Raw genomic sequence first — 25,430 nt, 5'->3', positions numbered from 1 at the left:
AGAGTCTTCGAGTCACTTCGGACGGACGCCCGAACGCTTCACGTATTCGGACGCTTCCCAGCGCTTCTTGAGTCGGGAAGTCACCTCCCGGCGCACCTGCTCCCACTGCCGGGTGTCCGTCTCGATGTCATACCCCGAGCGGGCGAGCCGGCGCGCGGCCTCCCGGGCGAAGGACGGATCCCCCAGCGCCTCCAGCAGCCGGAGGTACTCGTAGTCCTCGAGCCCGTCGCGGATGTGCTTGAGGCGCAGGGACACCACGGGCTGGTGGCGGGTGAAGCCCGGCCGCTCCGGGGTACCCGGGTAGAAGAGGGTGCCGTCCCCGTTGCCGCCGAACTCGAAGACGTCCTTCCAGGGGTCCTTCGTGTTGTAGGCGTAGACGGTGTCGAAATAGAGCTCGCCGTCCACCCCGGAGAGGAAGGCCAGCGGTCCCATGGCCCGGTTGAGCGGGGCGGGGTGGTCCACCATGTAGGAGGCCCAGCTGCCGTAGACCTTCTCCACCTCGGGGTCCTCGGCGGGGCCGCCGGTGCAGCCGTGCGAGTTGCAGCTCTGGTACCACCACACCTTCACGTGGGGGTCGAGCTTGCCCCGGAGGGTCTGCGCGGGGACGACGTTGCGGCACGTCTGCGGCCCGGGGCGGGGGAAGAAGCAGTTGAGGGTGGGGGCGAGGATGTCCGCCGAGCCACGCAGTGCGTCATCCAGCGGGGTCGTGACGAGCACGGGCACGTCCTCGCCGGCCGTGCGCACCCGCTGCGCCTGGGCGCGCACGAGGGCCACGTCCTCGGGCTTCGGCTCGTCCTTGGCGTAGAAGAAGAGCTGCGCGCGCCAGCCCTTCTGACGGAAGTGCTCGGCGAAGGCGCGGTAGTACGCGGCTTTCTCCGCGTCGGTACGGGCCGTGGGGTTGTCCCGCACCTCGGCGGTGGTGAAGCGGGCCCCCGAGGCCAGCGCCGTCCCCTCCAGGAAGGGCGACATCTCCGCGTCGTACGCGCGGAAGTCCACCACCGCCTTGCCGCCCTCGAAGCGCACCGGTGGAGGCTCCATGCTCATGCCGTGGGCGCTGACGCGGTGGGCCAGCAGCTCGCCCGCGTAGGCCCGTAGCAGCTCGCGGGCCTCGGGGGACTCGGGCTTCAACCCGTGTCTCCGGGCGATGCTGTAGAGCGAGACGCCGAAGCTGTTCGGCAGCGAGGAGGTGGCCGGCAGGACGAAGGGCTGCACCTCCGCGGTGAAGGGAACGGAGGCCAGGGCCTTGCCCTCCGCCTCCACGCGCAGCGCGCCCTGGTACGTGCCCGGCGCCTGGGACTCCGGCGCGCACAGCTCCACGTAGAGGACGGTGGGGACTCCCTTCGGCCCTGGCGGCGCCTCCACGGGCACCAGCGGATCCGGCCACGGGCCCGTGCCGCCCTGGGAGTTGGAGGGCGTCTGGATGTCCAGGAAGGCCTCGCGCCACACCGAGGCCTTCAGCTCCACCTTGCCCGGCCCGCGCAGCGACAACGGCTTCACCCGCACACCCGAGGTGCCCGGGGGGAGCACCACCTGGGCAGCCTCGCACTCACCGCGCGCGAGGCTCAGCCGGGCCTCCTTCTCCCCCTTCAGCTCCACTCCCGGCCGGACCTTCTCCAGCGCGGACACCACTCGCGGCTCGGGTGCCGCGGCCAGCAGGCCCGCGAGCAACCCCTCCGCCAACCAACCCGCCCCCATGTGTCCCCCCTGTCGCGGCCATCCGGGGCCGCGCGTCTAGTTTCCGGTTCCGGACGCCACCGCCGGAGCCGGCGCGATGGCCTTGCCCTGCTCGTACCCCGTCAACTCGGCGACGAGCGAACCCAGGGCCAGGTCCGCCTCGATGCGCACCGGCAGGTGCCGCGCGTCCGCCGTCATCCACACCACCATGTCGCGCTTGGAGGCCAGGTTGCCGGAGAACTCGGTGTACACCCGCATCCGGTACGCCTCCTGCTTGCCCAGACTCGTGGAGAGCGTCTCCTTCGCCTCCACCTTCGCCTTCATCAGGAAGCTCTTCGAGCCGGTGAAGACGGGGTAGCTGTACTCCCCGCCCACCACCAGCGCGCGGTTGCGCAGCGCGAAGGTGGCCCCGGCCACGTCGAGGGTGCCCTCGGCCAGCTCGTGATCGTACTCACGGGGCGTCTCGCCCTCCTTCTGCTTCACCACGTGCGCGGACCTGCCGTCCTCGCCCAGCTTCACGCGCACGCGGCGGCGGCGGTTGTTTTCGTCCTCGTGCATGTCCGAGCCCAGCACCCGCTGCGCGCCAAAGTCCCAGTAGGAGACGAACTTGTCCTTGATGGGCCACACCCCGGCCACCGAGTCCGTCTTCGCCACCGCCACGATGGGCCACACTTCCTTGCCCCACTGCTTCATGGGGGCGCCCACCGTCACCTGGGCCGTGCCCGCCGTCACCCCGAGGTAGTGGACGCGGTAGCGCGCCTGCTCACCGGGGCCAAAGGCCGTCTGTCCCTGGGCCAGGGCCGTCCCCGACAGCGCGAGGCCGAACAGCACACCGGTGAACACTCCCCTGAACTGCTTACGCATCAATGGCTCCTGGCTGGGTACCCCGCGACCTGGCCAGTTGGCAGGCGGGGAAGGTAGGCAGCCCCGTCCTGGCGCGCCAACTCCACCGCCCGTCCCGACTGTCCCGGTTGCATGCCCATGGACGGATGGTCGAAGGCACCATTCAACCGTGAATTCCGTCATTCATGTCCGTCCGGTCGGACAGCGGGTAGGACTCGGTCGTCCAGCATCCGACCGGGCCTGGAAGAAGTTCCAGAGGCGCTGGTAGCCTGGAGCGTACCAGCCGGCGCTCCAGAGCCGGGAGGAGACACGCGATGCCGTTGAACCACTACGAGGACGAGGACGAGAAGGACTCGGGCTCGAAGGGCGCTCGCAAGGACTTCGACTGTCCCGAGTGCAACGCCAACAACCCGCTCGAGGACGCGCTCGCGGACGGGCAGGAGCTGCTCTGCAACTACTGCGGCAGCGAGTTCCTGGTGAAGGGCTCGGACGACGGCCGCTTCAAGTTCAAGGAGCTGTGAGGCCCCCGGGCGGGGGGCCTCGGCTTCAGGCCCGCTCGCCGAAGATGGCGGTGCCCACCCGCACCAGGGTGGCGCCTTCCTCGATGGCCAGCTCGAAGTCGTGGGTGGTGCCCATGGACAGGCCCGTCAGCCCGTGCTGGCGGGCCAGCTCCCGCAGGGTGCGGAAGTAGCCCCGTGCCACCTGGGAGTCCTCGGTGGGCGGGGGCAGCGACATGAGGCCCTCCAGGCGCAGCCCGGGCAGGGCCCGCGCGGACTCCAGGAAGGGCCCGAGCGCCTCGGGGGCCAGCCCGCTCTTGGAGGCCTCGCCGCCCACGTTCACCTCCACGTAGCAGGGGATGGGGGCGTCCTGCCGGCGGCGGGACAGCTCCTGGGCCACCTCCAACCTGTCCAGCGCGTGGAAGGAGTGCGCGGCCTTCGCCACGTACTTCACCTTGTTCGTCTGCAGTGGCCCGATGGCGTGCCAGCGCAGCCCCTCCAGCTCCGCCAGCTCCGCGGCCTTGTCCCGGAGCTCCTGCGCGTAGTTCTCCCCGAAGTCCCGCTGTCCCGCGGCGTACGCCTCGCGGATGAGGGCCGCCGGCTTCAGCTTGGAGACGGCCACCAGGGTGACGGATCCGGGGGCCCGGCCCGAGCGGGCGCACGCCGCGGCCACCCGGGCCTGGATCTCCCCCAGCCGCTCGGCGACGGTGCTCATGGGGCTCTCCAGGGCAGGGGGACGCCGACCCGGGCGAGCAGCTCGAGCGTCTCGCCCAGGGGCAGACCGATGACGTTGGTGGGGCTTCCCTCCACCGCCGCCACCAGGAATCCACCCTTGCCCTGCATGGCGTAGCTGCCCGCCTTGTCCAGGGGCTCGCCAGTGCCCACGTACCAATCGATCTCCCCGAGGCTGAGTGACCGGAAGGTGACACGGGTGCGGACCACGGTGGAGTGCTCGCCGCCCGGCCCCGCCAGGGCGACCCCGGTGTGGACCTCGTGTGTCCTACCCGACAGACGGCCGAGCATCCCCCGGGCCTCCGCCGCGTCCTGGGGCTTGCCGAGCAGCTCGTCACCGAGGGCGACGGTGGTGTCCGCCGCCAGCACCCAGGCCCCGGGGTGGCGGGCCGTCACCGCCCGGGCCTTCTCCTGGGCCAGACGGAGCACGTAGTTCGTGGCCGGTTCCCCCTGCCGAGGGGTCTCGTCGATATCCGCCGCGGACACCTCGAAGCTCAACCCGAGCTGGCCGAGCAACTCGCGCCGACGCGGCGAGGCGGACGCGAGGACGAGCCTTGTTTGACCCACTGGTGTGTGCATGTTACGGCTCGCCTCTAGCAGAACTGCGCCTTGGAGTGGACTCTGGATGAATCCCGCGGACCTGCTCGCGGCCATGACGCGCACGGTGGAGCAGCTGGCCGCCTACAACGACATCGCCAAGGCACTCACCTCGACGCTGGAGCTGCACGAGGTGCTCAACCTGGTGATGGAGAAGGTGCGCAGTCTGCTCCGACCCCGCAACTGGTCGCTCCTCCTCCAGGACGAGCGCACGGGGAAGCTCTACTTCGAGGTCGCCGTGGGGGAGGGGGCGGACGTGCTCAAGGGGCTGCAGCTGGCCCCGGGCGAGGGCATCGCCGGCTCGGTCTTCTCCACGGGGACGTCGCGGCTGGTGGAGGACGTGGCGCATGACCCGGCCTTCGCGGCCCGGTTCGACGCCGCCTCGGCGTTCCGCACCCGCTCCATCGTGGCCGTGCCGATGATCGCCCGGGGGCGGGTGCTGGGCGTCATCGAGCTGGTGAACGGCATCACCGACCGGCCCTTCACCCAGGAGGACCTGATGGCGCTGACGGCGATCGCGGACTTCGCGGCGATCGCCATCGAGAACGCGCGCAACTTCCGGCGGGTGCAGGAGCTGACGATCACCGACGAGCACACGGGCGTCTACAACGCCCGGCACCTGCGCGCGCAGCTGGAGCACGAGGTGCGGCGCTCGCAGCGCTTCCACCACCCGGTGTCGCTCGTCTTCCTGGACCTGGACCGCTTCAAGTCCATCAACGACGCCCACGGGCACCTGGTGGGCAGCGCGGTGCTGAAAGAGGTGGGCGAGCTGCTCGTCTCGTGCTGCCGGCAGCTGGACTACGTCTTCCGCTACGGCGGGGACGAGTTCGCCCTGCTGCTGGTGGAGACGGGGACGGACGGGGCGATGACGAGCGCCACCCGGGTTCGCGACGCCTTCCGTGGCCGGCGCTTCCAGCAGTCGCAGGGGTTGGAGCTGCAGGTGACGGCGAGCCTGGGCGTGGCCACCTACCCGGAGCACGCCCTGTCGGCGGTGGACCTGGTGCGCGCGGCGGACTTCGCCATGTACGCCGCCAAGGCCCGGGGTCGTGACGACGTGTGCCTCGCCGTGCCCCACGCGGACATGCCCGGCGGCGTGGCGCCGAAGCCCGGCAAGAAATGAAGAGGGGGCGCCGCCCCGAAGGGTGACGCCCCCTGGTCGAGAGGTCCGGGCCTCTCTCTCGGCGACTACCCGCCCGCGACCTGGTCGATGGCGGCGGCGTTGGTCTCCACCTTGCTGCTCTTCTTCAGCTGCTTGAGGAAGGAGTCGGCCACCTCGTACTCCTTGGCCTGCACGGCCTGCTTGCGCAGCTCGTCCTTCTTCGCCGCGAAGTTCGCGTCGTCCGGCAGCTGGCGCTCGGTCACCTGCGCCACCACGAAGCCCTCGCCCACCGGGTACGCCTGGTCGAGCGGGGCGGGACCCTTGGCGGCGAAGATGGCGGTGAGCAGGTCCGGCGCCGGGCCCAGGTGCGGCACGTTGGTGCTGGCCGCGTTGAAGATGTCCGTCTGCACCGCCTCCGGACGCGTCTCCGTCTCGAAGCGCAGCAGGGCCGGCTGGCCCTCCTTCTCCGGCGGGAACAGGGCCGTCAGCGCCTTGCCGGCCTTCAGCTCGGCCAGCGCCTTCTGCGCCTCGGCCTGGGCCAGGTCCTTGGCCTTCTCACGCTTGTAGAGCGAGGTGGCGATCTCGTCCTGCACCTCCTCCAGCTTCTTGTCCTGGGCCGGCTTCTTGTCCTCCACCTTCACCAGGTGGATGCCGTACTTCGTCTCGATGGGCTGCGTCACCTTGCCGGCCTCGAGCGCGAAGGCCGCGTTGGCCAGCTCCGGCTCCCAGTTGCCGCGCTCCACCCAGCCCAGGTCTCCACCGTTCGCCTTGCTGCCGGCGTCCTCGCTGCTGGCCCGGGCCACCTCGCCGAAGTCCTTGCCGCCCTCGAGCTCCTTGGCCAGCCCCTGCGCGCGCGCCAGCACCTGGGCCTTCTGCTCCGGCGTGGCGTTGGCGGGCACCTTCAGGAGGATCTGCCGCGCGCGGATGCGCTCGGGCTGCTGGTACACGAAGCGGTTGGCCTCGTAGTACTCCTTGATCTCCTTCTCGTGCGACTGCTTGAAGGTGGTCAGGTCCGCGGCGGTGGGGGCCGGCACCTTGTCGGCGTACATGGTGGGCAGGAAGCGGGCGAACACGATGCGCGCCTGGTTGCCCTCCTTCTCGAAGCGGGTCCGCACCTCGTCATCCGACACGGCGGCACCGTTCTGCACCATCTCCAGCATCTTCTGCGCCGTCAGCCGCTTGCGCAGGTCCTCCTCGTAGTCCGCGGGGGTCTGGCGGAAGTAGTCGCGCAGCGTCGCCTGGTACGTGGCGTAGTCGAACTGGCCGTCCTTCTGGAACTCGGGGCTGCGGTGGAGGATCTTCAGCAGCTCCTCGTCCGAGGCGCGCAGCCCATGCCGCTCGGCCGCCTGGGCGAGCAGCTCCGTGTTCACCATCCGCTCCAGCACCTGCTGGGGGAGGCCGAACTGGCGGGCGACCGCCTCGGTGACCGGGCTGCCCTGCTGGCGCAGGTACTGGATCTGCCCGGCGTACTCGCGGCGGAACTCCTGCACGGGGATTTCCCGGCCGTTGACCACGGCGGCGGCCGAGGGAGCAGCCTCAACGCCCGGCTGACCCGTGGCGAACCCGTTGCTGCCCGGGCCGAACTGCAGGGTGAACACCACCGCGATCGCGATGATGAAGAGAAGCGAGAGGACCTTCCGCGGCTCGAGACTGTCCATGTTGCCGTGCCCGTGTTTCTTTTAGCTGCCGTGAAACGCGTCCGGTGTTTCCCCCCTCGCGGAAGGATTCTCGGCGCGTGTGTGTTGGGTGCCCGGTCGGATGGTGGACGATGAGACTCCCACCTCCGTGAAGACCTTGACTGCCTAGAGCAACACCCCGGAAAATGCAAGCGATTCAGAGTAGTTAGCGAGCCCCTCGTCGTTCCTGCCGCTCCCTCTCTCCCACACGGACCTTCACGAAGTGCTGTCGCTTCTCAAGCGTTACCGTACGTTGCTCATCGTGGGCCTGCTGCTGCTCTACCCGTTCGGGGCGTTCCTGACGACGGGGAGGCGGGGGCGGACGCCCAATTTCGTGGACCGGGCGGTCATTGGCTTGACCGCCCCCCTGCAACGCGGGCTGATTGGCCTCATCGATGGGGTCAAGGCCGTGGTGTTCGGCTACATCGACCTGCGCGAGGTGCGGAGGGAGAACGAGCAGCTGCGCTCGGAGAACCTGCAACTGCGGGCGAGCGTGCAGGTGTTGGGCGAGGCGCGGGCGGAGAACGAGCGGCTGCGAGGCCTGCTCTCCTACGCCGAGGCCGCGCCGGGACCGGAGATCGCCGCGCGGGTCATCGGGGTGAACCCGGTGGCCAAGCTGTTGTCGGTGCGAATCAACCGGGGCGAGACGGACGGGGTGTTCCGCGGCATGTCCGTGGTGACGCCGGACGGCATCGTCGGCCAGGTGGTGCGCACCACGGGAGGTTGGGCGGACGTGGCGCTGGTGACGGACGTGCAGAGCCGGGTGGGTGTGCGGGTGCAACGCTCGCGGGCGCGTGGTACGGCGGCCGGAGCGGGCAAGGGTCCGCTGCGGCTGGAGAACATGCTGCGCACGGAGGATGTCCAGGAGGGCGACTCCATCATCACCTCCGGTACGGACGGGGTGTACCCGCCGGGCCTGGTGGTGGGGAAGGTGACGCACCTGGAGAAGACGGAGCACGGCATGTTCCTGGGCGGCGATGTGGAACCGGCGGTGGACACCACCAAGCTGGAGGAGGTGCTCGTGGTCGGCAATCCCTTCGGGAGCGTGGCGCAGGCCCCGGCGGCCAGCGGAGGTGATCGCTGATGAAGTTCCTGGTCACCATTGGATTGGCGCTGCTCCTGCTCACCCTGGAGTCGGTGCTCGTGCAGCAGCTGGGCCTGGCCATCACCCGCATCGACGTCACCGTCGTGCTGGTGGCCTTCCTGGCGGTGCGCGCCAACACGCTGGAGGGGGCCATCTCCTCCTTCTCGGTGGGCTACCTGCTCGATCTCATGAGCGGCCAGCCCACGGGCCTCTTCACCTTCCTGGCGGTGTTCACCTTCCTGGTGGGCAAGCTGGCGGTGAGCCTGGTGGAGGTGCGCGGCCGCGCGGCCTTCGTCCTGTTCGCCATGGGGGCGGACCTGGGCCATGGGGTGCTCGCCAACTTCTTCACGTGGCTCACCACGAAGGATGGCTCGGTCACGGCGGCGCTGCTGCCCGGCCTGCTGCCGCAGGTGGCGCTCACGGGCCTTGCGGCCGTGTTCCTCTATCCCTTGCTGCGCCGCTTCGAGGCGTCGCAGGATCGCTCTTCTTCCACGGGGTTGCTGCGTTGACGCCTCCGACTCTGGCCGAGACGACTCCAGGGCGCGATCTCAAGCGCCGCTTCGTATGGGTGGGACTGGCCATGGTGGCCGGGATGGTGGCGCTCGCCGTGCAGCTCTACCGCCTGCAGATCACCCAGGGTGAGGAGTACGCCGCCAAGAGCGTGGCGAACTTCGTCAAGGAGGTGCGCCTGCGCGCGGACCGCGGCCTCATCAAGGACCGGCGCGGCACCATCCTGGTGGACAGCCGTCCGTCCTTCGATGCCTTCGTCACCCCGGCCTTCTGCACCAACTGCGCCGTGGAGGTCCTGCCCCGGCTGGGCGAGCTGCTCGGCTGGGACGAGCCCACGCGCAAGCGGGTGGAGGATCAGGTGAAGCAGGCGCGCCGCACCGCGCCCTTCCAGCCGTTGCCGGTGCGAATCGATCTGACGCGCGACGAGTACGACCGCATCAACGCCCGCCGCGACATGCTGGACGGCGTGGAAGTGGTGCCCGTGCCGCACCGCAACTACCGCACCGGGAGCGTCATCTCCCACGTGCTCGGGTACATGAACGAGATCAACCTCGACGAGTTGGAGAAGCTCAACTCCGAGGGGGGCCACTACGCGCTGGGCGACTACATCGGCCGGCGTGGCCTGGAGCGCTACTTCGAGACGACGCTGCGCGGCACGGATGGCGTGCGCAAGGAAGTGGTGAACGCGCGCGGCAAGGTCATCGAGGAGCTGCAGAACAAGCTGGGCAAGGACTCGGTGGTGTCGTCGCGGCCGGGCAACAACCTGGTGCTGTCCATCGACATGCGTCTGCAGGAGGAGGCCGAGCGGGCCTTCCCGGGCGCTGCGGGCACGGTGGTGGTGGTGGACGTGAAGACGGGGTTCATCCGGGCGGTGGTGTCGCGTCCGGGGTTCGATCCCAACCTGCTCACCGGCCGCATCACCCCGGCGCAGATGGCCTCGCTGGCGAAGGATCCGCTCCAGCCGATGATCAACCGCCTGTCCGCGGACCACTTCAGCCCGGGTTCCACCTTCAAGGTGATTACCGCGCTGGCGGCCTACAAGTCGGGCCTCTTCCGGCCCGAGACGGTGGTGAACTGCCCCGGTGGCTACCGGCTGGGCGCGCGGACCTGGCGCTGCCACAAGGACAGCGGCCACGGGCCGGTGAACGGCAAGACGGCGCTGCAGTACTCGTGTGACACCTGGTTCTACAAGGTGGCCGACACGCTGGGGTTGGATCCCATCGCCGAGATGGGCAAGGCCCTGGGCCTGGGCTCGCCCACGGGCATCGGCGTGCTCGCCGAGGTGCCGGGCATCATGCCGTCCAGCGAGTACCACAACAAGCTGTCCCCGGGTGGCTACACCAAGGGCATGGCGCTCAACAGCGCCATCGGCCAGGGCGATGACAACGTCACGCCGCTGCAGCTGGCCATGGTGTACGCGGCCATCGCCAATGGCGGCTCGCTGCTCAAGCCGCAGCTCGTCGAGCGGGTCGAGGGTCTGGATGGCGAGGTCGTGAAGAACTTCGAGCCCCAGGTGGTGAACAAGGTGAACATCCCCGAGGCGCACCGCAAGGCGGTGATGGAGGGGCTGATCGCCACGGTGAACGAGCCGGGCGGTACCGCCTACAGGCAGCGGCTGAAGGACATCGTGGTGGCGGGCAAGACGGGAACCGCGCAGGTGGCGACGATCGGCGCGGTGCGTCTCAAGACGCACCAGATGGACTTCTTCCAACGTGACCACGCGTGGTTCGCGGCGATCGCGCCCGCGCACGAGCCGGAGATCGCCGTGGTGGTGATCAACGAGCACGGTGGCCACGGTGGCGTGGACGCCGCGCCCGCCGGCATGGCGGTCATCCAGAAGTACTTCGATCTGAAGAAGGAGGACGCGGCCAACCCGCCGCCGCGTCAGAACACGCCCTACGTCTCGACGCTGCCGAACGCGCCGAGCCTGGACGACGTGGCGCTCACCCGGAGCACCCCGGGTGCTGGAGACGACGATGCAGCTGCGGATTGAGCGACGCATGGTGCCCCACATTCCGTGGGGGCTCATTCTCAGCGTGCTGGCGGTGTCGGGGTTGGGGCTCTTCAACCTCGTCTCGGCCTCGCGTGCCCAGAGCTCGCCCGTGTGGACGAGCCAGGCGGCGTACCTGGGCATCAGCCTGCTGATCGGCCTCATCGTGTGCCTGGTGGACTACCGCGTCATCCAGCGCATGGCGTTGCCCATCTACGTCCTCAACATCGTGGCGCTGCTCGCGCTGCGCGTCATCGGTCACAAGGCCAAGGGCGCCGAGAGCTGGTTCGTGCTGGGCCCCATCCGCATCCAGCCCGCCGAGTTCATGAAGATCGGCGTGGTGCTGATGCTGGCCAAGGTCTACCACGACGACTTCAAGCCCGGAGACGGCTCCTACGGCCTCAAGCGCCTGGTGAAGCCGGTGCTGATCGTCATGGTGCCCTTCGTGCTGGTGCTGGTGCAGCCGGACCTGGGCACCGCGCTGATGATCTTCCTGTCCTCGCTGACGGTCATCCTCTTCGGCAAGGTGCGCTGGTACCTGGTGGCGGTGATGGTGGCGGGAATCCTCGCCGGGGCGATCATCATCTGGAACGACTACGTGCGGGACGTGCCCGAGCCGCGCACCACCATCGTCCGGCACATGCTCAAGGCGCACCAGAGCAAGCGAATCTCCGGGTGGTTGGATCCGGAGTCGGACCTGCGGGGCAGCGGCTACCACGCGGCGCAGTCGAAGATCGCCGTGGGCTCCGGCGGTCTGTCCGGCAAGGGCTGGAAGGAGGGCACCCAGACGGGTCTGTCCTTCCTCCCCGAGCAGCACACGGACTTCATCTTCTCCGTGTGGGCGGAGGAGCACGGCTACGTCATGTGCGTGCTGTTGCTGGTGCTCTACGGCCTCATCTTCACCCTGGGGCTGGGGGTGGGCTTCAACGCCCGCGACAGGTTCGGCGCCTTCGTGGCGGTGGGCGTGGTGGCGATGATCTTCTGGCAGGTATTCGAGAACATCGGCATGGTCATCGGCCTGCTGCCGGTGACGGGCATCACCCTGCCGCTGCTGAGCTACGGCGGCTCCTCGCTGGTGAGCGTGATGCTCAGCATCGGGCTGCTGGTGAACATCAGCATGCGCCGCCACATGTTCTGAGCCCTCCTCGCGCCGGGGAGGGTCGACCCCCCCACCCGTCCCCGGGCGACACCTCGCGTCAAGACTACCTGACGTACGGTGAATGGCATGGTAAGCAGGCTGTTCAGGTGTTTCGCGGCCTACCCGCGAGCACGGTGAACGCCCTCATGCCGCAGTGGAAGTCCTCCACTCCCGCGATGTGCCAGACCCGTCCGCCACCCGACCACGCCGGGGTGGAGGGGGGCGCTCATGGGCCTTGAGACATCCTCACGCACGCTGGCGGAGGTGCTGGAGTCCCGGACGGAGGCGCTCCGCCAGCGCTGGCGCGACCGGGTGGGAGAGGGAGCCGAGCTGGAGGGGTCCCTCGACGACATCCTGGGAGAGGTGGTGGCCGTGCTGCGCCAGGCCGCTTCCAGCCCGGTGCCGGGCGGGAGTGGGGCGGGCCAGCCGCGGGGGACGTGGCGCTTGCGCCCCGGCTTCGACCTGAAGGCGCTGCTGCGCGAGTGCGACGTGCTGCGCGAGTGCCTTCTCGATCTGGCGGAGGAGGCGGGCGTGCATGTCTCCCTGCCCGAGGTGCGCGCCCTCACGGCCTTCTTCTCCACTGGCCTCGCCGAGGCCACGGACGAGTTCCAGCGACAGCTGTCCGCCCGGTGGGGGCGTGGAGCGGAGCGCCTGCGGGAGTCCATCTCCGCCGCGGGCGTGGGCACCTGGTGGAGGGATCTGCGCACGGGCGAGTCCTACCAGGACGCCACCCTCAACAGCCTCTTCGGGCGGGAGCCCGTGGAGTCCCACCATCCCCCGGAGTCGCTGCTGGAGCGGGTGCATCCGGAGGACCGGCCCGGGATGGAGGCGGGAGAGGAGCTGAGCCACCGCGAGATGCGCTGGCCCTCGCGCGAGTTCCGCATCCTGCTTCCGGGGGGCACGGTGCGCTGGTTGCGCCAGAAGGGGCAGATCTTCACCGACGCCTCTGGCGTGCCACTGCACATCACGGGGTCGACGGTCGACATCACCGAGCAGAAGCGCGCCGAGGCCGAGCGGGCGGAGCTGCTCATCCGGGAGCAACGCGCGCGTCAGGAGGTGGAGGAGGCCCTGGCGCTGCTGGAGATGCTGCTCACCACCGTGCCGGTGGGCCTGTGCTTCTTCGATCGGGAGCTGCGCTACGCGCGCATCAACCAGCGGCTGGCGAGCATCAATGGCCGTTCCATCGAGCAGACGCTGGGCCACACGCTCCACGAGGTCGTTCCGGAGCTGGCCTCGCGGATGGAGCCCGTCCTGCGCGAGGTCTTCACGACGGGGCGGGCCTGGTTCGATCTGGAGATGACGGGCGCCACTCCGGGAACCCCGGGAGAGGTGCGCCACTGGCTCGTCAGCTCCTATCCCGTGCGCAACCGCGCCGGGCAGGTGTTTCTCGTGGGCAGCCTGGTGCTGGACGTCACCGAGCGCAAACACTCCGAGCGGACACAGGCCCTCCTCGTCGAAGCGGGCACGCTGCTGTCCCAGTCGCTGGACGTGCCCACCACCCTCAAGAGCCTCGCCGCGCTGATCGTGACGCACCTGGCCGACTACTGCATGGTGGATCTGCTGGGGGAGGACGGGCAGTTGCACCGCCTCGAGGTGGCGGCGAGAGATCCGGAGCGGCAGGCACTCCTCCGTCGGTCGATGGCATACCCGCCCCTGGTGGGGGGGGGCAGTCCCATGACCCGCGTCCTGGATGGCGGGGAGATCGCGAGCGTGCCGGAGATCACTCCCGCCTGGATGGATGCCGCCGCCCGGAACGCGGAGCACCGGGCCATCCTGGAGGCGCTCGCCCCGAAGTCCACGGTCCTCGTGCCCCTGGTGGCCCGGGGCCGCAAGCTCGGCCTCATCAACCTCGCCTGGACCCGCCCCCGAGCCTCGTCGCCGGCCATGGAGCTGGAGGTGGCCCGGGGCCTGGCCGACCGCGCGGCCGTGGCCATCGACAACGCCCGGCTCTACCAGGAGGCCCAGGCGGCCGTCCGGGTGCGCGAGGACGTGGTGGCCATCGTCAGCCATGATCTGCGCAACCCCCTGGGCGCCATCTCCCTGGCGGCCACCTCCCTGCTTCAGCGCGGGGACGTGGACGCGCGCACCACGAGCATGATCGGCCGCATCTCCGCGGCGGCGGACCGGGCCACGCGGATGATCCGGGATCTACTCGACTTCACCCAGGCGCGGGTGGGAGGCATCCCCGTCCAGCCCAGGTCCCTGGACCTGCACGAGAACGTGCGGCGGGTGGTGGAGGAGGTGCGGCTGGCGAACCCCGGGCGCCGCATCGACCTGCACACCCAGGGCGATGGCCGGGGCGAGTGGGACGAGGGCCGGCTGGCCCAGGTCGTCACCAACCTGGTGGGCAACGCCCTCCAGCATGGCCCTCCGCAGTCCCCCGTGAGCGTGTCCACGCGGGCGGAGGAGGGGAGCGTCGTGCTGGAGGTGCACAACGACGGTCCTCCCATCTCCGAGGAGCTGCTGCCCCTGCTGTTCGAGCCGTACCGGCGCGGTACGGAGGGGGGCTCGGGCCGGGGCAATCTCGGACTGGGCCTCTTCATCACCCGGCAGATCATCCTCGGGCATGGGGGCACCATCGAGGTGCGCTCCCTGGCCGGGGAGGGCACCACCTTCACCGTGCGCCTGCCCCAGCGGGTCAGAGCCCGCGACCCGAGAGGATGAGGGTCACCACGGTGAAGTAGATGACCACGCCGGTGACGTCCACCAGCGTGGAGACGAAGGGCGCCGAGGCGGTGGCGGGATCCAACCCGAAGCGCCGCAGCAGGAAGGGCAACATCGAGCCGCACAGCGTGCCGAACGTCACCACGCCCACCACGCTCAGGCCCACCGCCACCCCCACCCAGACGTAGTGGGGACCGTAGATGATCTCGTGCTGGGGCCACATCAGGATGCGCAAGAGGCCCAGCAGCCCCAGGAAGATGCCCAGCGCCACGCCGCTGACGACCTCGCGCGCCGCCACCCGCCACCAGTCGCTCAGGTGCACGTCGCGCACCGCCAGCGCGCGGATGATGAGCGAGGTGGCCTGCGAGCCCGAGTTGCCTCCCGAGGAGATGATGAGCGGGACGAAGGCGCTGAGGAACACCGCCTGGGCGATGGCGTCCTGGTAGTGGGCCATGGCCGTGGCGGTGAACATCTGCCCCACGAAGAGCACCGTGAGCCACCCCACGCGCTTGCGCAGCATGCCGCTGATGCCGATGTCCAGGTACGGCGCCTCCAGGGCCTCCATACCGCCGATGCGCTGGATGTCCTCGGTGGCCTCCTCCTCGGCCGCGTCCAGCACGTCGTCCACGGTGATGATGCCCACCAGCACGCCCCGCGAGTCCGTCACCGGCAGCGCCACCCGGTCGTACTTCTCGAACATGCTGATGAACTCCTCGCGGTCCGCCGTGGCCGGGATGCTCACCAGTTGCCGGTCGTGGATGTCCGTCACCCGCGTGCCCGGATCCGCCAGCACCAGCGAGGCCAGCCGCACGTCGTCCAGCAGCCGGCCCTTCTCGTCCACGATGTAGAGCACGTGCAGCGTCTCGCGGCCCTGGCCATGGGCGCGCACGTACGCGAGGGCCTCGCCCGCGGTCAGGTTCTCCGGCAGCGTGAGGTACTCCGGCGTCATGTACCGGCCGGCGCTCTTCTCCGGGTAGCCCAGCAGGTTGCGGGCGACCTTCAGCTGCTCCGGGGACAGCGTGGTGAGCAGCCGCTTCGTCACCTCGGCGGGCAGCTCCTCGAGCAGGCGCGTGCGATCGTCCGGCGCCATCTCGTCCAGCAGGTTCTTGAGCTGCTCGGTCCCCAACGTCTCCAGGAGCTCCGTCTGCTGGTGCAGCGGCAGGTACTCGAAGACGAGCGCCGCCGTGTCGCGCGGCAGCAGCCGGAAGAGGATGCCGCTCTCATCCGCGGGCAGGTCCTCGAGGACCTCGGCCACGTCTGTCGGCTCCATGCCCGTGAAGGCATCGCGCAGCGAGTTCCAGTCCTTGGCGGCGATGAGCGCTTCGAACTCCGGCTTCAGGAGGTTTCCCAGCATTGCGATCTCCGCGCGTGGACGGACACGCGCATGGCGCATGGTGTATGAAACGCGCCGGTAGGGGTACGGCAATCTGCCGTGCCACCGGAGGAGAAGATGGACAGGAAGGGCTCCCGGAAGAAGGCTCCCACCCAGGAAGCGGACACCCAGCGCCCGGAGGCGGCCCCTCCCGCGGCTCCTCCCAAGGCGGCGGCTCCGGTCGTTCCGGAGGTCCCTCGTCCCCCGGCCCCCAAGCCGGAGCCGGCCCGGCGGGTGGAGCCGCTAGCGCCCGCCCCTCGGGTGGATTCGTTCCGCCGCCCTCCGACCCCGGCGCCCCTGGCCACGCGGCCGGGGCCGCCCGCCCGTCCCCCGGGCGCCAAGAGCTTCTACTCCCCCATCATCGAGGTGGGCACCCAGGAGGAGGTGGAGCACCGGCACTTCCCCCGCGCGCGGCTCGCCACGAACTTCGAGCTGTGGATCGACGAGGAGGGGGCTCGGCGTTTCACGGCCACGCTGCGCTCGGCCAACGTGAGCGTGGGCGGGGCCTTCCTGGAGAGCACCTTCTTCCTGCCCCTGGACACCGAGCTGCGGGTGCGCTTCTCGCTGGAGGAGGGAGCCGCCCCCGTGGAAGCACGCGCCCGCATCGTGCGCGAGCAGCGGCCCCGCCGGGAGGACGAGCCGTCCGGCTTCGGCATCCGCTTCGAGGAGTTCTACGGACAGACGGAGGTGTCGCTGGCGCGCCTCTTCCTCGACATGCGGCTGCGCACCTTCGCCGAGGAATACCTGCGCTCCAATCGCGCCCGGGGCCTGCCCAATGAATTGGAGCGGGTGGTGGACGCGCTCGCCGCGTGGGAGCTGCTCAAGGCCAACAACCCCACCGACTCGTGGCGGGGCGAGTGAGCCGGCGGTGAACGCCCGCGCGGAGCCCCGGAGGGGAGCTCCGCGCCGGGCGGTGGGCCTCAGAGGACCTTCTGCAGCGCGGCCTCGAGCTTGGCCTTGGGCACGGCGCCGACGATCTGCTCCACCACCTTGCCGCCCTTGAAGACGAGCAGGGTGGGGATGGAGCGGATGCCGTACTGCTGCGGCGTGTCCTGGTTGTCGTCGATGTTGACCTTGGCCACCTTCACCTTCCCCCGGTACTGGGTGGCCAGCTCCGCCACGGCGGGGGCGATGGCGCGGCACGGGGCGCACCACGTGGCCCAGAAGTCGACCAGCACGGGCTTGTCGGACTGCAGCACTTCCTTCGCGAAATCCCCGTCCCCGATGTTCATCACGTCATCGCCAGCCATGGTGTCTCCTCGTCGGCGTGCAGGTAAGCAAGGCGGCGCGTGCTCTAGTACGCGCCCGTCGGGCCTGCAAGGTCCGGCTTCCTGGTCCTTTGCCTGCTTAGATGCGGACGGGGCGGGAGTGTCGCAACCCGTTCACGTTCCCGGGTGAGATGGCGCTTCGGCCCGGGGCGTGGAGGTGTAAGCTAGCGGTGTGATGAGGCTCTTCCTTCCCCAGACCCAGCTCGAGGAGTGGGCACTGGAGGACAAAGCGGACGTCAAGGACGGGGTGCTGGTGGTGACCGGTGAGGAAGGGGTGTACCCGGTGGTACCCGCGGTCCACATCGTGCAGCTCGTCACCGGCGAGGACGCCAACGGGCTGGTGTCCAAGGTGAAGACCGAGGAGCAGCTCGAGCGCCTGGGGGCCGAGCAGATGGCCGACTCGGTGCTGCTCGGAGATACGGCATACGAAGTGGTTCCCGGTTATGTGGCCGAAGTGCCCATCCCTCCCTCGGATGCTTCCTCGGCGGAGGGCAGGTCGGGCTCCGAAGCCGATCTCCTCGCCGCCTTCCTCCTGAACAAGATGGGCTGACTCGTTCAGTCCAGTGGGTTGTATCCGCCATGAACCATGCGTTGGTCTCCCTCGCCTGCCACGCCTACGTCGTCGCGGCGTTGGTCTACCTCGCCTACCTCGTCCGCCAGTCGGGGGCGCTCGCCACCACCGGCCGGGTGCTGGTGGGCACGGGGCTGGCCCTCCACGGAGTGGCCCTCTTCGGGCTCTTCGGCGCCCAGGGCGGGCGTCCGGTGGGCGTGGCCCAGGGCTTCTCCACGTTCGCCTTCCTGCTGCTGGCCATCTTCCTGGTGGTGGATGTGCGCTACCGCAGGCCGGTGATCGGCGCCTTCATCACCCCGCTGGCGGTGGCGGTGCTGCTGCCGGGCCTGTTGCTGGACGGGGGACAGCCGTTGAGCCCGGACTTGCGGCGGCCCCTGTTGCCCCTGCACATCACCATCGCCCTGCTGGGCGTGGCCGCCTCGGCGGTGGCCGCGGGGGTGGCGACGATGTACCTGCTGATGGAGCGGCAGGTGAAGGGCAAGCGCTTCGGCCTGCTCTTCTCGCGCCTGCCCTCGCTGGAGTTCCTCGACACCCTCAACCGGCAGCTCGGCGTGGTGGGCTTCATCGCGCTGTCGGTGACGCTCGTCACCGGGGCCTTCTTCTCCAGCGCGGCGCCGGGTTTCTTCTGGGCCTGGGAGTCCAAGCAGATCGCCACGCTGGTGGCGTGGGGTGTATTCGCCGCGCTCGTGGGTGCCCGCGCCTTCGGAGGGTGGCGAGGCCGGCGGGTCGCGCTGTTGACCATGACGGGGTTCGGTTTGCTGCTGGTGTGCTTCCTCTCGTCGTATGACTTCATCCAGGTCGGCGGAGGTCTGCGCTAGCCATGGACTTCCTGTGCATCGGTCTATCGCACCGGACCGCGCCGCTGTCCGTGCGTGAGCGGCTCGCGCTGCCGGAGTCCCAGCAGGTGGAGCTGTTGCAGCGCCTGGCCCAGTCGCCCAACGAGGCGCTCCTCGTCTCCACCTGCAACCGGGTGGAGCTGTACCTGGCGGCGCCGGACGTGCACCGGGCCCGCGAGGTCGCCCAGAACGAGCTGCAGCGGCTCGGCGGCCCGGAGACGCTGGAGCACCTGTACGAGCACCGCGGCGAGGCCGCGCTCGTCCACCTCTTCCGGGTGGCGGCCAGCCTGGACTCCATGGTGCTGGGCGAGGCGCAGATCCTCGGCCAGGTGAAGGACGCCTTCGAGCGGGGGCAGGGGGCGGGCGCGGTGCGCGGCGAGCTGACGCGCGTGTGTGGCGCGGCCTTCGGCTGCGCCAAGCGGGTGCGCACCGAGACGGCCATCGGCCGGGCCGCCACCTCCATGGCCAGCGCGGCCGTGGCGCTCGCGAGCAAGGTGTTCGACGGGCTGGGGGACAAGACGGTGTTGCTGGTGGGCGCGGGGGAGATGGCGGAGCTGGCCGCGCGCCACCTGAAGCAGGCAGGAGCCACCCGCGTCTTCGTGGCCAACCGGACGCTGGCGCGCGCCGAGGCGCTCGCGGCCGAGGTGGGCGCCACCGCGCGGCCCTTCGAGGAGCTGTTCTCGCTGCTGACCGCGGCGGACGTGGTGGTGTGCAGCACGGCCTCGCCCGTGCCCATCTTCACCAAGGAGAACGTGGGGGCGGTGGGCAAGGCCCGCAAGCACCGGACGCTCTTCATGGTGGACCTGGCGGTGCCCCGCGACATCGCCCCCGAGGTGGGGGAGCTGGACTGGGTGCACGCCTACGACGTGGACGACATCCAGAAGTTCGTCGCGGAGAACGCCGCCGCCCGCGCCGAGGAGGCGCAGAAGGCCGGTGTGCTGGTGGCCCAGGAGGTGGCGCGCTTCGCGCGTGACCGGGCGGTGCGCAACGGCGTGCCGGTGCTCGCCCAGCTGCGCCAGCGGGGCGAGTCCATCGCCCGCGCGGAGGTGGAGCGCACGCTGGCCACCATCGGCGACGGCCTCTCCGACAAGCAACGCAAGAGCATCGAGGCCATGGCGCGCGCCATCGTCAACAAGCTGCTGCACGAGCCCACGGCCAGGCTGCGGGCGGTGGGTCCCGAGCACGAGGGCAACCGGCTGGCTGGAGCCGCCGCCGAGCTCTTCGGGCTCGAAGAGGTGCCCGCGTCCGGCGGGCAGGTGAACGGGCCCAATGTGGTGGCCAACGGAGGCAAGGGATGAAGGCCGTACGTATCGCCACCCGGCAGAGCCCGCTCGCGCTCTGGCAGGCCCGTCACGTGGCCGGGCTGCTCACCCAGCAGCACCCGGGGCTCGAGGTCTCCCTCGTGGAGATGACCACCGCGGGGGATCGCTTCCTCTCCGCGCCCCTGTCCACCGTGGGCGGCAAGGGACTGTTCGTGAAGGAGATCGAGCAGTCGCTGCTCGATGGCCGCGCGGACCTGGCCGTGCACAGCCTCAAGGACATGACGTCCGTGCTGCCCGCGGGCCTGCTGCTCGCGGCGGTGCCCCGGCGGGAGGATCCTCGCGACGCCTTCTGCAGCCCGAACGGGCTCATGCTGGAGATGCTGCCCCAGGGGGCCAGGGTGGGGACATCCTCGCTGCGGCGCAGTTGCATCCTGCGCTCGCGGCGGCCGGACCTGGAGATCGTCAGCCTGCGCGGCAACGTGCAGACGCGGCTGGCGCGCATGCGCGAGCTGGAGCTGCACGGCGCGGTGCTCGCCTACGCGGGCCTCAAGCGCCTGGGGCTGGAGACGGAGATCTCCGAGGTGCTGCCCACCACCCTGAGCCTGCCGGCGGTGGGGCAGGGGGTGCTCGCCATCCAGTGCCGCACCGAGGACGCGATGGTGCGCAGCCTGCTGGCGCCGTTGGAGGACGCCACCACGCGCGTGGCGGTGACGGCCGAGCGCGCCCTCATGGCCCGGTTGGAGGGGGGCTGCACCGTCCCCCTGGCCGGACACGCCACCGTGGACGGGGGCATCGTCCACCTGCGCGGACTGGTGGGGCGGCCGGACGGCTCGAAGGTGGTGGAGGGCGAGCGCAGCGGCCCGGTGGAGGCGGCGCACGCCGTGGGAGAGGCGCTCGCCGAGGAGCTGCTGTCGCGTGGCGCGGCGGAGATCCTCCGCGATTTTGGCCGCTCCAAGCCCGTGCCGGAGTCCTGACGGGGAACCTCGGAAGTCTCCCCCGGCGGTCCTACCTCTATCTCGAAATCGAGACGCGACGAGGAACTGTGGACCCGGCCCAGATGGCCTACAGTGCGCGCCCGTGCAAAAGCGACTCGAAGGCATCCGCGTCCTGGTGACGCGCCCCCGTGAACGCTCGGAGGAGCTGTGTTTCCTCCTCGAGGACGAGGGCGCGGAAGTGCTGCATGTCCCGTTGTTGGAGCTGCTGCCCCCGGAGGATCCGCGCCCGCTGACGGCGGCCGCGGAGTCCATCCAGCGCTACAAGTGGGTGGTGTTCGCCAGCGCCTCGGCGGTGGAGGCGCTGCTGGAGGCGGTACGCGAGGCGGGCACGATGGACCTGCTGTCACGGGTGCGTATCGCCGTGGTGGGTCCGCGCACCGCGCGGGCCGTGGAGGGCTACGGGCTGACGGTGTCCGTCGAGTCCCCCGAGGGCACGGGCTCGGCGCTCTACGAGGTGATGCGCCCCGGGCTGGAGCCGGAGGACGAGGTGCTGCTGCCGGCCGCGGAGGAGGGGCGTCGCGAGCTGGAGGACGCGCTGCGCGAGCACGGCGCGAGGGTGACGCGGGTGACGGCGTACCGCTCGCGGGCCGCGGCGCTGCCGCCCGAGGCCCAGGGGCTGCTCGAGTCCTCGCCTCCGCACGTGGCGCTCTTCGCCTCGCCGCGCACCGCGGAGGCGTTCCTGGAGGCGGTGGGGCGCGAGCGGATCGGCACGGCCCGGCTGGTGGCCATCGGTCCCACCACCGCGGCGGCGCTGGCGCAGCTGGGTCTGCCGGTGGCCGCCGTGGCCGAGCGTCCCACCCCCGAGGCACTGGTCGACGCCACCATCCGGGCGATTCGCGAGTAGACTGCCGTCCACTGAATGCCGGAGGGGGAGGGGGGGCACGCGTGCGTCCCCTGGCGCTCCGGGTGGAACGAGGAGTCCTCAAGATGAGGCACGGGTCGTTGCGCGGCGTGATGCTGCTCGGGGTGCTGGTCTGGAGCCAGGTGGCGCTGGCCCAGGCCTACAACTATTTCAACTTCCGGATGCTCAACACGAAGGACAACCCCTTCGTGTACTACGTGGACTCCCGGTACCCGCAGCCGGCGGGTATCCAGCTGTCCCTGGTGGAGACGGCCGTCAAGAACGCCTTCCAGACGTGGGACAACGTTTCTTGCGCGACCACCAGCTTCAGCTACGCGGGGCCGAGCAAGCCGACCGTCGCCGAGCCCCGCACCCTGAACGACCGCTACAACGTGGCCGCCGTGTGGATCACCGACAAGGAGGATCCGCTCTACCGCAACAATCTCGGCACCCGTCCCTTCCTCGCCGTGCCGCTCTACTACGGCGGCCACCTGTCCCAGTGCGACATCCTCCTCAACGGGACGGGGGACATCAAATGGTCCGTCACCACTCCGACGCAGGCGGGCTATTACGACCTGCAGACGTACCTGCTGCAGGCGGTGGGCTTCTGCCAGGGGTTGAACGTCACGTACGAGGAGACGAGCGCGGTGATGTTCAACGAGCTGCCTGTTGGCGGCAACCGGCGCACGCTCACCACGTATGACATCAACCTGCTGTGCAACCGCTATCCGACGACGCCGAACTACGTGTCCGCGCCGTGCTCGTCGACCAACACCTGCACCAATGGACTCACCTGCGTGACGCCGCAGAGCACGGGCGGCAAGGTGGCCTACAACTTCTGCACCAAGGGCTGCACGAACACCACGCCCGGGGAGTGCCCGGATCCGTTCGTGTGCAAGCCGTCCACCGCGGTGCCGGGCTTCCAGTACGCGTGCCTGCCCGCGGATTCCTCCACCCAGGTGGGCAATGCCTGTACGCAGGACCTCAACTGCGGCTCCGCGTACGGCTTCTGCCAGCAGCCGGTGCTGCTGCCCTCGTCGGGGACGGCCTGGTATGGCGGTTACTGCTCGGAGATGTGCGGTAGCGGTGTCGGCACCTGCCCCACGGGCTCGGTCTGCACCCAGGTGAGCTCCACCGCGAACATGTGCCTCGACCAGTGCAACACCCTGGCGGACTGCCGCGATGGCTACGTCTGCGCGAGCCAGCCCGGGGGCAACCTCTGCATCTCGAAGTGCTACAGCGACGCGGACTGCGGTTCCGGGTTCGCCTGCCGCATCTGCGAGGGCGTGTGCGCCCCCGTGCGCAACTCCGGCGTGGTCATTGGGGATGCCTGTAACGACGACGCGCAGTGCGGCACGGGCCAGCTGTGCCTGAAGGTGAACGGCCACCCCCAAGGCTTCTGCTCGCAGACCTGCGCGGGGACCACCACGTGCTCCTGCCCCGAGGGCTCCTCCTGCCAGACAGTGGGCCCCAATCGCACCACCATGTGCGTGCGCAGCTGCACCGCGCTGACCTGCGCCTCGGGGCTGCAGTGCGCTCCCTTCCCCGATGGCACCAGCGGATGCCTGCCCTCGTGCCGCACCCAGGATGACTGCCCTGGCGGCTCCACCTGCAACGCGGGCCAGTGCGTGGGGAGCGGCTCGTACGACGGTGGCTCCTGCCCCCTGTGCCCGGGTCCCGGTAGCCCCGATGCGGGGACCGGCCCCAACCCGTCTCCCACGGACGGCGGGACGGGCTCGGGAGGGTCGGCGGGCCCCGGGTGTGGCTGCCAGGGTTCCGCCGTGAACGCGCCGGGATTCCTCGGCGCCCTTGCTTTGTTCCTCGTGGCCGCCAGGAGACGCCGTTGCCAGCGCCCGTGACCTCGCCCGCTCCCTCCCGGAGCAAGACAGACTTCACCCTTTCCTTCGTCCTCGATGCGCTCGTCGCGCAGCGGGTGCTCACGTCCGACCAGGCGCAGAACATCCTGGCGCGTGAGCAGGCTGCTCGGGCCCGCGTCCTCAAGAACCAGGGGGTGGTGGGCAAAGACGCGGCGCGCTACGAGGTGTCGCCGGTGGAGATCGTCGCCGCCTTCCAGGTGCCCCTGGCGGACAACCGCGGGGTGCTCGACGAGGACCGCATCAGCGAGCTGGCGGCCCGCGCCGCCGGCATCGCCCACCGGAAGATCGACCCGCTCAAGCTGGACATGGCGCTGGCCACCCGCACCGTGTCCCGGCCCTTCGCGCAGAAGCACTTCATCCTGCCCCTGGAGAAGGGTCAGGATGGCCGGCTGCTGGTGGCGGTGGCCAACCCCTTCGACAAGGAGCTCTTCGAGGGGCTCCACGTGCTCACCGGCATGCCCATCGAGCCGGTGCTCTCGGCGAAGGGGGACATCCTCAAGGCCATCGCGGACATCTACGGCTTCAAGCGCACGCTGGCGCGCGCCGCGGATGACTTCGGCGCCAACCCCCAGAACGCGTCGCAGATCGGCAACTTCGAGCAGCTCGTCTCGCTCAGCGGTCGCCAGGAGCTGGACGCGGCGGATCAGCCGGTGGTCCAGGCGGTGGACTACCTGATGCGCTACGCCTTCGACAACCGCGCCTCGGACATCCACGTCGAGCCCAAGCGCACCACCTCGCTGGTGCGCCTGCGCATCGACGGTGTGCTGCACCCCGTGTACACGCTGCCGGCGGGCGTGCACGCGCCCATCATCTCGCGCATCAAGACGCTCTCGCGCATCGACATCTCCGAGAAGCGCAAGCCCCAGGACGGCCGCATCAAGACCGAGCGGGATGGGCGCGAGGTGGAGCTGCGCGTCTCCACCCTGCCCACCGCCTTCGGCGAGAAGGTGGTCATCCGTGTCTTCGACCCGGAGACGCTGGTGCAGGACATCGCCCAGCTCGGCTTCGATCCGGAGGAGAAGAGCGTCTTCGAGAACTGGATCGACCAGCCCCACGGCCTCATCCTCGTCACCGGCCCCACGGGCAGCGGCAAGACGACCACGCTCTACTCGGCGCTCAAGGCGGTGGCCGGCCCGGACGTGAACGTCACCACCATCGAGGACCCCATCGAGATGGTGTGGGACGGCTTCAACCAGGTGCAGGTGCAGCCCAAGGTGGGGCTCGACTTCGCCAATGCGCTGCGTCACATCCTGCGTCAGGACCCGGACGTCATCATGGTGGGAGAGATCCGCGACGCGGAGACGGCGGAGAACGCCATCCAGGCCGCGCTCACGGGCCACCTGGTGCTCTCCACGCTGCACACCAACGACGCCATTGGAGCGGTGGCGCGCTTGAAGGACCTGGGGGTGCCGCCCTTCCTGCTGGCCCAGAGCCTCATCGGGATCATGGCCCAGCGGCTGATGCGGCGGGTGTGCCCGCACTGCGCGCAGCCGACGACGCTCACGCCCGACGAGCTGAGCATGCTGGGCGTGCCCATCCCGCTGCTGCCGGGCGGGGTGCGCATCGTCAAGGGCGCCGGGTGCATCCGCTGCCGTGGCACCGGGTACTGGGGCCGCACGGGCGCCTTCGAAATCGTCAATATGTCCAATGACTTGCGCGAGCACATCTCCCGCGCGGCCGGGCACCACGAGATGCTGGAGGCGGCGCGCCGGGGTGGCACGCGCACCCTGCGCGAGGCGGCGGTGCGCAAGCTGGCCATGGGCCTCACTTCCTTCGACGAAGTGGTGCGCATGACCTCCGTGTCGTGAGGGGCTCCGGGACGGACCGGTGCGACGAACCGTCGCCCGGTCCGTTCTCTGTCGTGTAGCCCACGCAACACGAGGCGCGGCGGATTCGAGGAATAC

At 70.0% G+C, this 25,430-nt stretch carries 22 protein-coding genes; 15 read left to right on the top strand and 7 right to left on the bottom strand.

What is annotated here, in order from left to right:
- Positions 1-12 precede the first annotated feature (12 nt).
- Together JRI60_RS34920 and JRI60_RS34915 are read right to left on the bottom strand one after the other, a co-directional pair.
- Complete coding sequence (locus tag JRI60_RS34920) at positions 13-1,695, bottom strand: DUF4091 domain-containing protein (RefSeq protein ID WP_204220248.1); 1,683 nt, start codon at positions 1,693-1,695, stop codon at positions 13-15.
- 36 nt (positions 1,696-1,731) lie between these two features.
- Positions 1,732-2,538, bottom strand: coding sequence for a DUF3108 domain-containing protein (locus tag JRI60_RS34915; RefSeq protein WP_204220247.1), 807 nt, complete (start codon positions 2,536-2,538; stop codon positions 1,732-1,734).
- A 293-nt stretch (positions 2,539-2,831) separates the two neighbouring features.
- Between JRI60_RS34915 and JRI60_RS34910 the strand changes: the two genes are divergently transcribed.
- Positions 2,832-3,038: a hypothetical protein gene (locus JRI60_RS34910; protein WP_204220246.1), complete on the top strand. Its 207-nt coding sequence runs from the start codon at positions 2,832-2,834 to the stop codon at positions 3,036-3,038.
- A gap of 25 nt (positions 3,039-3,063) precedes the next feature.
- Here JRI60_RS34910 and JRI60_RS34905 read toward each other — a convergent pair whose 3' ends face one another.
- Positions 3,064-3,729, bottom strand: a complete 666-nt coding sequence (locus JRI60_RS34905; protein WP_204220245.1) for a YggS family pyridoxal phosphate-dependent enzyme — start codon at positions 3,727-3,729, stop codon at positions 3,064-3,066.
- A complete protein-coding gene (locus JRI60_RS34900) occupies positions 3,726-4,325 on the bottom strand; it encodes a Maf family protein (RefSeq protein ID WP_204220244.1) in 600 nt (199 codons plus the stop codon). Before JRI60_RS34900 ends, JRI60_RS34905 begins: the two co-directional genes overlap by 4 nt.
- A 46-nt stretch (positions 4,326-4,371) precedes the next feature.
- Here JRI60_RS34900 and JRI60_RS34895 point away from each other — a divergent pair, with 46 nt between their 5' ends.
- A complete protein-coding gene (locus tag JRI60_RS34895; RefSeq protein ID WP_204220243.1) occupies positions 4,372-5,463 on the top strand; it encodes a GGDEF domain-containing protein in 1,092 nt (363 codons plus the stop codon).
- 65 nt (positions 5,464-5,528) lie between these two features.
- Here the strand turns inward: JRI60_RS34895 and JRI60_RS34890 are convergent, their stop codons facing one another.
- On the bottom strand, positions 5,529-7,100 hold the full coding sequence (locus tag JRI60_RS34890; protein WP_204220242.1) for a peptidylprolyl isomerase: 1,572 nt from the start codon (positions 7,098-7,100) through the stop codon (positions 5,529-5,531).
- Between the two features lie 241 nt (positions 7,101-7,341).
- Between JRI60_RS34890 and mreC the strand changes: the two genes are divergently transcribed.
- The 5 genes from mreC to JRI60_RS34865 all read left to right on the top strand — a co-directional run bounded on the left by mreC (position 7,342) and on the right by JRI60_RS34865 (position 14,504).
- On the top strand, positions 7,342-8,202 hold the full coding sequence (mreC, locus tag JRI60_RS34885) for a rod shape-determining protein MreC (protein ID WP_204220241.1): 861 nt from the start codon (positions 7,342-7,344) through the stop codon (positions 8,200-8,202).
- A complete protein-coding gene (locus JRI60_RS34880) occupies positions 8,202-8,711 on the top strand; it encodes a hypothetical protein (protein ID WP_204220240.1) in 510 nt (169 codons plus the stop codon). Before mreC ends, JRI60_RS34880 begins: the two co-directional genes overlap by 1 nt.
- Complete coding sequence (gene mrdA, locus JRI60_RS34875) at positions 8,708-10,705, top strand: penicillin-binding protein 2 (RefSeq protein ID WP_204220239.1); 1,998 nt, start codon at positions 8,708-8,710, stop codon at positions 10,703-10,705. The genes JRI60_RS34880 and mrdA overlap by 4 nt, the downstream gene beginning before the upstream one ends.
- Positions 10,689-11,840: a rod shape-determining protein RodA gene (gene rodA / locus JRI60_RS34870; RefSeq protein ID WP_204220238.1), complete on the top strand. Its 1,152-nt coding sequence runs from the start codon at positions 10,689-10,691 to the stop codon at positions 11,838-11,840. Before mrdA ends, rodA begins: the two co-directional genes overlap by 17 nt.
- Positions 11,841-12,068: 228 nt before the next feature.
- Positions 12,069-14,504, top strand: coding sequence for a PAS domain-containing sensor histidine kinase (locus tag JRI60_RS34865; protein ID WP_204220237.1), 2,436 nt, complete (start codon positions 12,069-12,071; stop codon positions 14,502-14,504).
- On the opposite strand, the gene mgtE is transcribed toward JRI60_RS34865, so the two are convergent.
- Positions 14,479-15,858: a magnesium transporter gene (gene mgtE / locus JRI60_RS34860; RefSeq protein ID WP_204220236.1), complete on the bottom strand. Its 1,380-nt coding sequence runs from the start codon at positions 15,856-15,858 to the stop codon at positions 14,479-14,481. The genes JRI60_RS34865 and mgtE overlap by 26 nt on opposite strands.
- A 96-nt stretch (positions 15,859-15,954) precedes the next feature.
- Between mgtE and JRI60_RS34855 the strand changes: the two genes are divergently transcribed.
- Positions 15,955-16,737 (top strand): PilZ domain-containing protein, encoded by a 783-nt coding sequence (locus JRI60_RS34855; protein ID WP_204220235.1) that lies wholly within the window; start codon positions 15,955-15,957, stop codon positions 16,735-16,737.
- A 59-nt stretch (positions 16,738-16,796) separates the two neighbouring features.
- Here the strand turns inward: JRI60_RS34855 and trxA are convergent, their stop codons facing one another.
- A complete protein-coding gene (trxA, locus tag JRI60_RS34850) occupies positions 16,797-17,126 on the bottom strand; it encodes a thioredoxin (protein WP_204220234.1) in 330 nt (109 codons plus the stop codon).
- Positions 17,127-17,319: 193 nt separating this feature from the next.
- Here trxA and JRI60_RS34845 point away from each other — a divergent pair, with 193 nt between their 5' ends.
- The 7 genes from JRI60_RS34845 (at position 17,320) to JRI60_RS34815 (ending at position 25,334) form a co-directional block, all read left to right on the top strand.
- On the top strand, positions 17,320-17,694 hold the full coding sequence (locus JRI60_RS34845) for a hypothetical protein (RefSeq protein WP_204220233.1): 375 nt from the start codon (positions 17,320-17,322) through the stop codon (positions 17,692-17,694).
- 29 nt (positions 17,695-17,723) lie between these two features.
- The gene (locus tag JRI60_RS34840) at positions 17,724-18,533 is read left to right on the top strand and encodes a cytochrome C assembly family protein (RefSeq protein ID WP_204220232.1); all 810 of its coding nucleotides are present in this window, start codon (positions 17,724-17,726) and stop codon (positions 18,531-18,533) included.
- A 2-nt stretch (positions 18,534-18,535) separates the two neighbouring features.
- Positions 18,536-19,849 (top strand): glutamyl-tRNA reductase, encoded by a 1,314-nt coding sequence (hemA, locus tag JRI60_RS34835; RefSeq protein ID WP_204220231.1) that lies wholly within the window; start codon positions 18,536-18,538, stop codon positions 19,847-19,849.
- Positions 19,846-20,787, top strand: a complete 942-nt coding sequence (gene hemC / locus JRI60_RS34830; RefSeq protein ID WP_204220230.1) for a hydroxymethylbilane synthase — start codon at positions 19,846-19,848, stop codon at positions 20,785-20,787. The genes hemA and hemC overlap by 4 nt, the downstream gene beginning before the upstream one ends.
- Before the next feature lie 103 nt (positions 20,788-20,890).
- The gene (locus JRI60_RS34825; RefSeq protein WP_204220229.1) at positions 20,891-21,652 is read left to right on the top strand and encodes a uroporphyrinogen-III synthase; all 762 of its coding nucleotides are present in this window, start codon (positions 20,891-20,893) and stop codon (positions 21,650-21,652) included.
- Between the two features lie 83 nt (positions 21,653-21,735).
- Complete coding sequence (locus JRI60_RS34820; RefSeq protein WP_204220228.1) at positions 21,736-23,508, top strand: dickkopf-related protein; 1,773 nt, start codon at positions 21,736-21,738, stop codon at positions 23,506-23,508.
- Positions 23,493-25,334, top strand: coding sequence for a GspE/PulE family protein (locus tag JRI60_RS34815; protein ID WP_204220227.1), 1,842 nt, complete (start codon positions 23,493-23,495; stop codon positions 25,332-25,334). The genes JRI60_RS34820 and JRI60_RS34815 overlap by 16 nt, the downstream gene beginning before the upstream one ends.
- Positions 25,335-25,430: the final 96 nt, after the last annotated feature.

This window comes from Archangium violaceum (assembly GCF_016887565.1).
Taxonomy (GTDB): Bacteria; Myxococcota; Myxococcia; order Myxococcales; family Myxococcaceae; genus Archangium; species Archangium violaceum_B.
The sequence above is the reverse complement of the archived record's forward strand: the minus strand, read 5'-3'. Positions and strand labels throughout refer to the sequence as shown.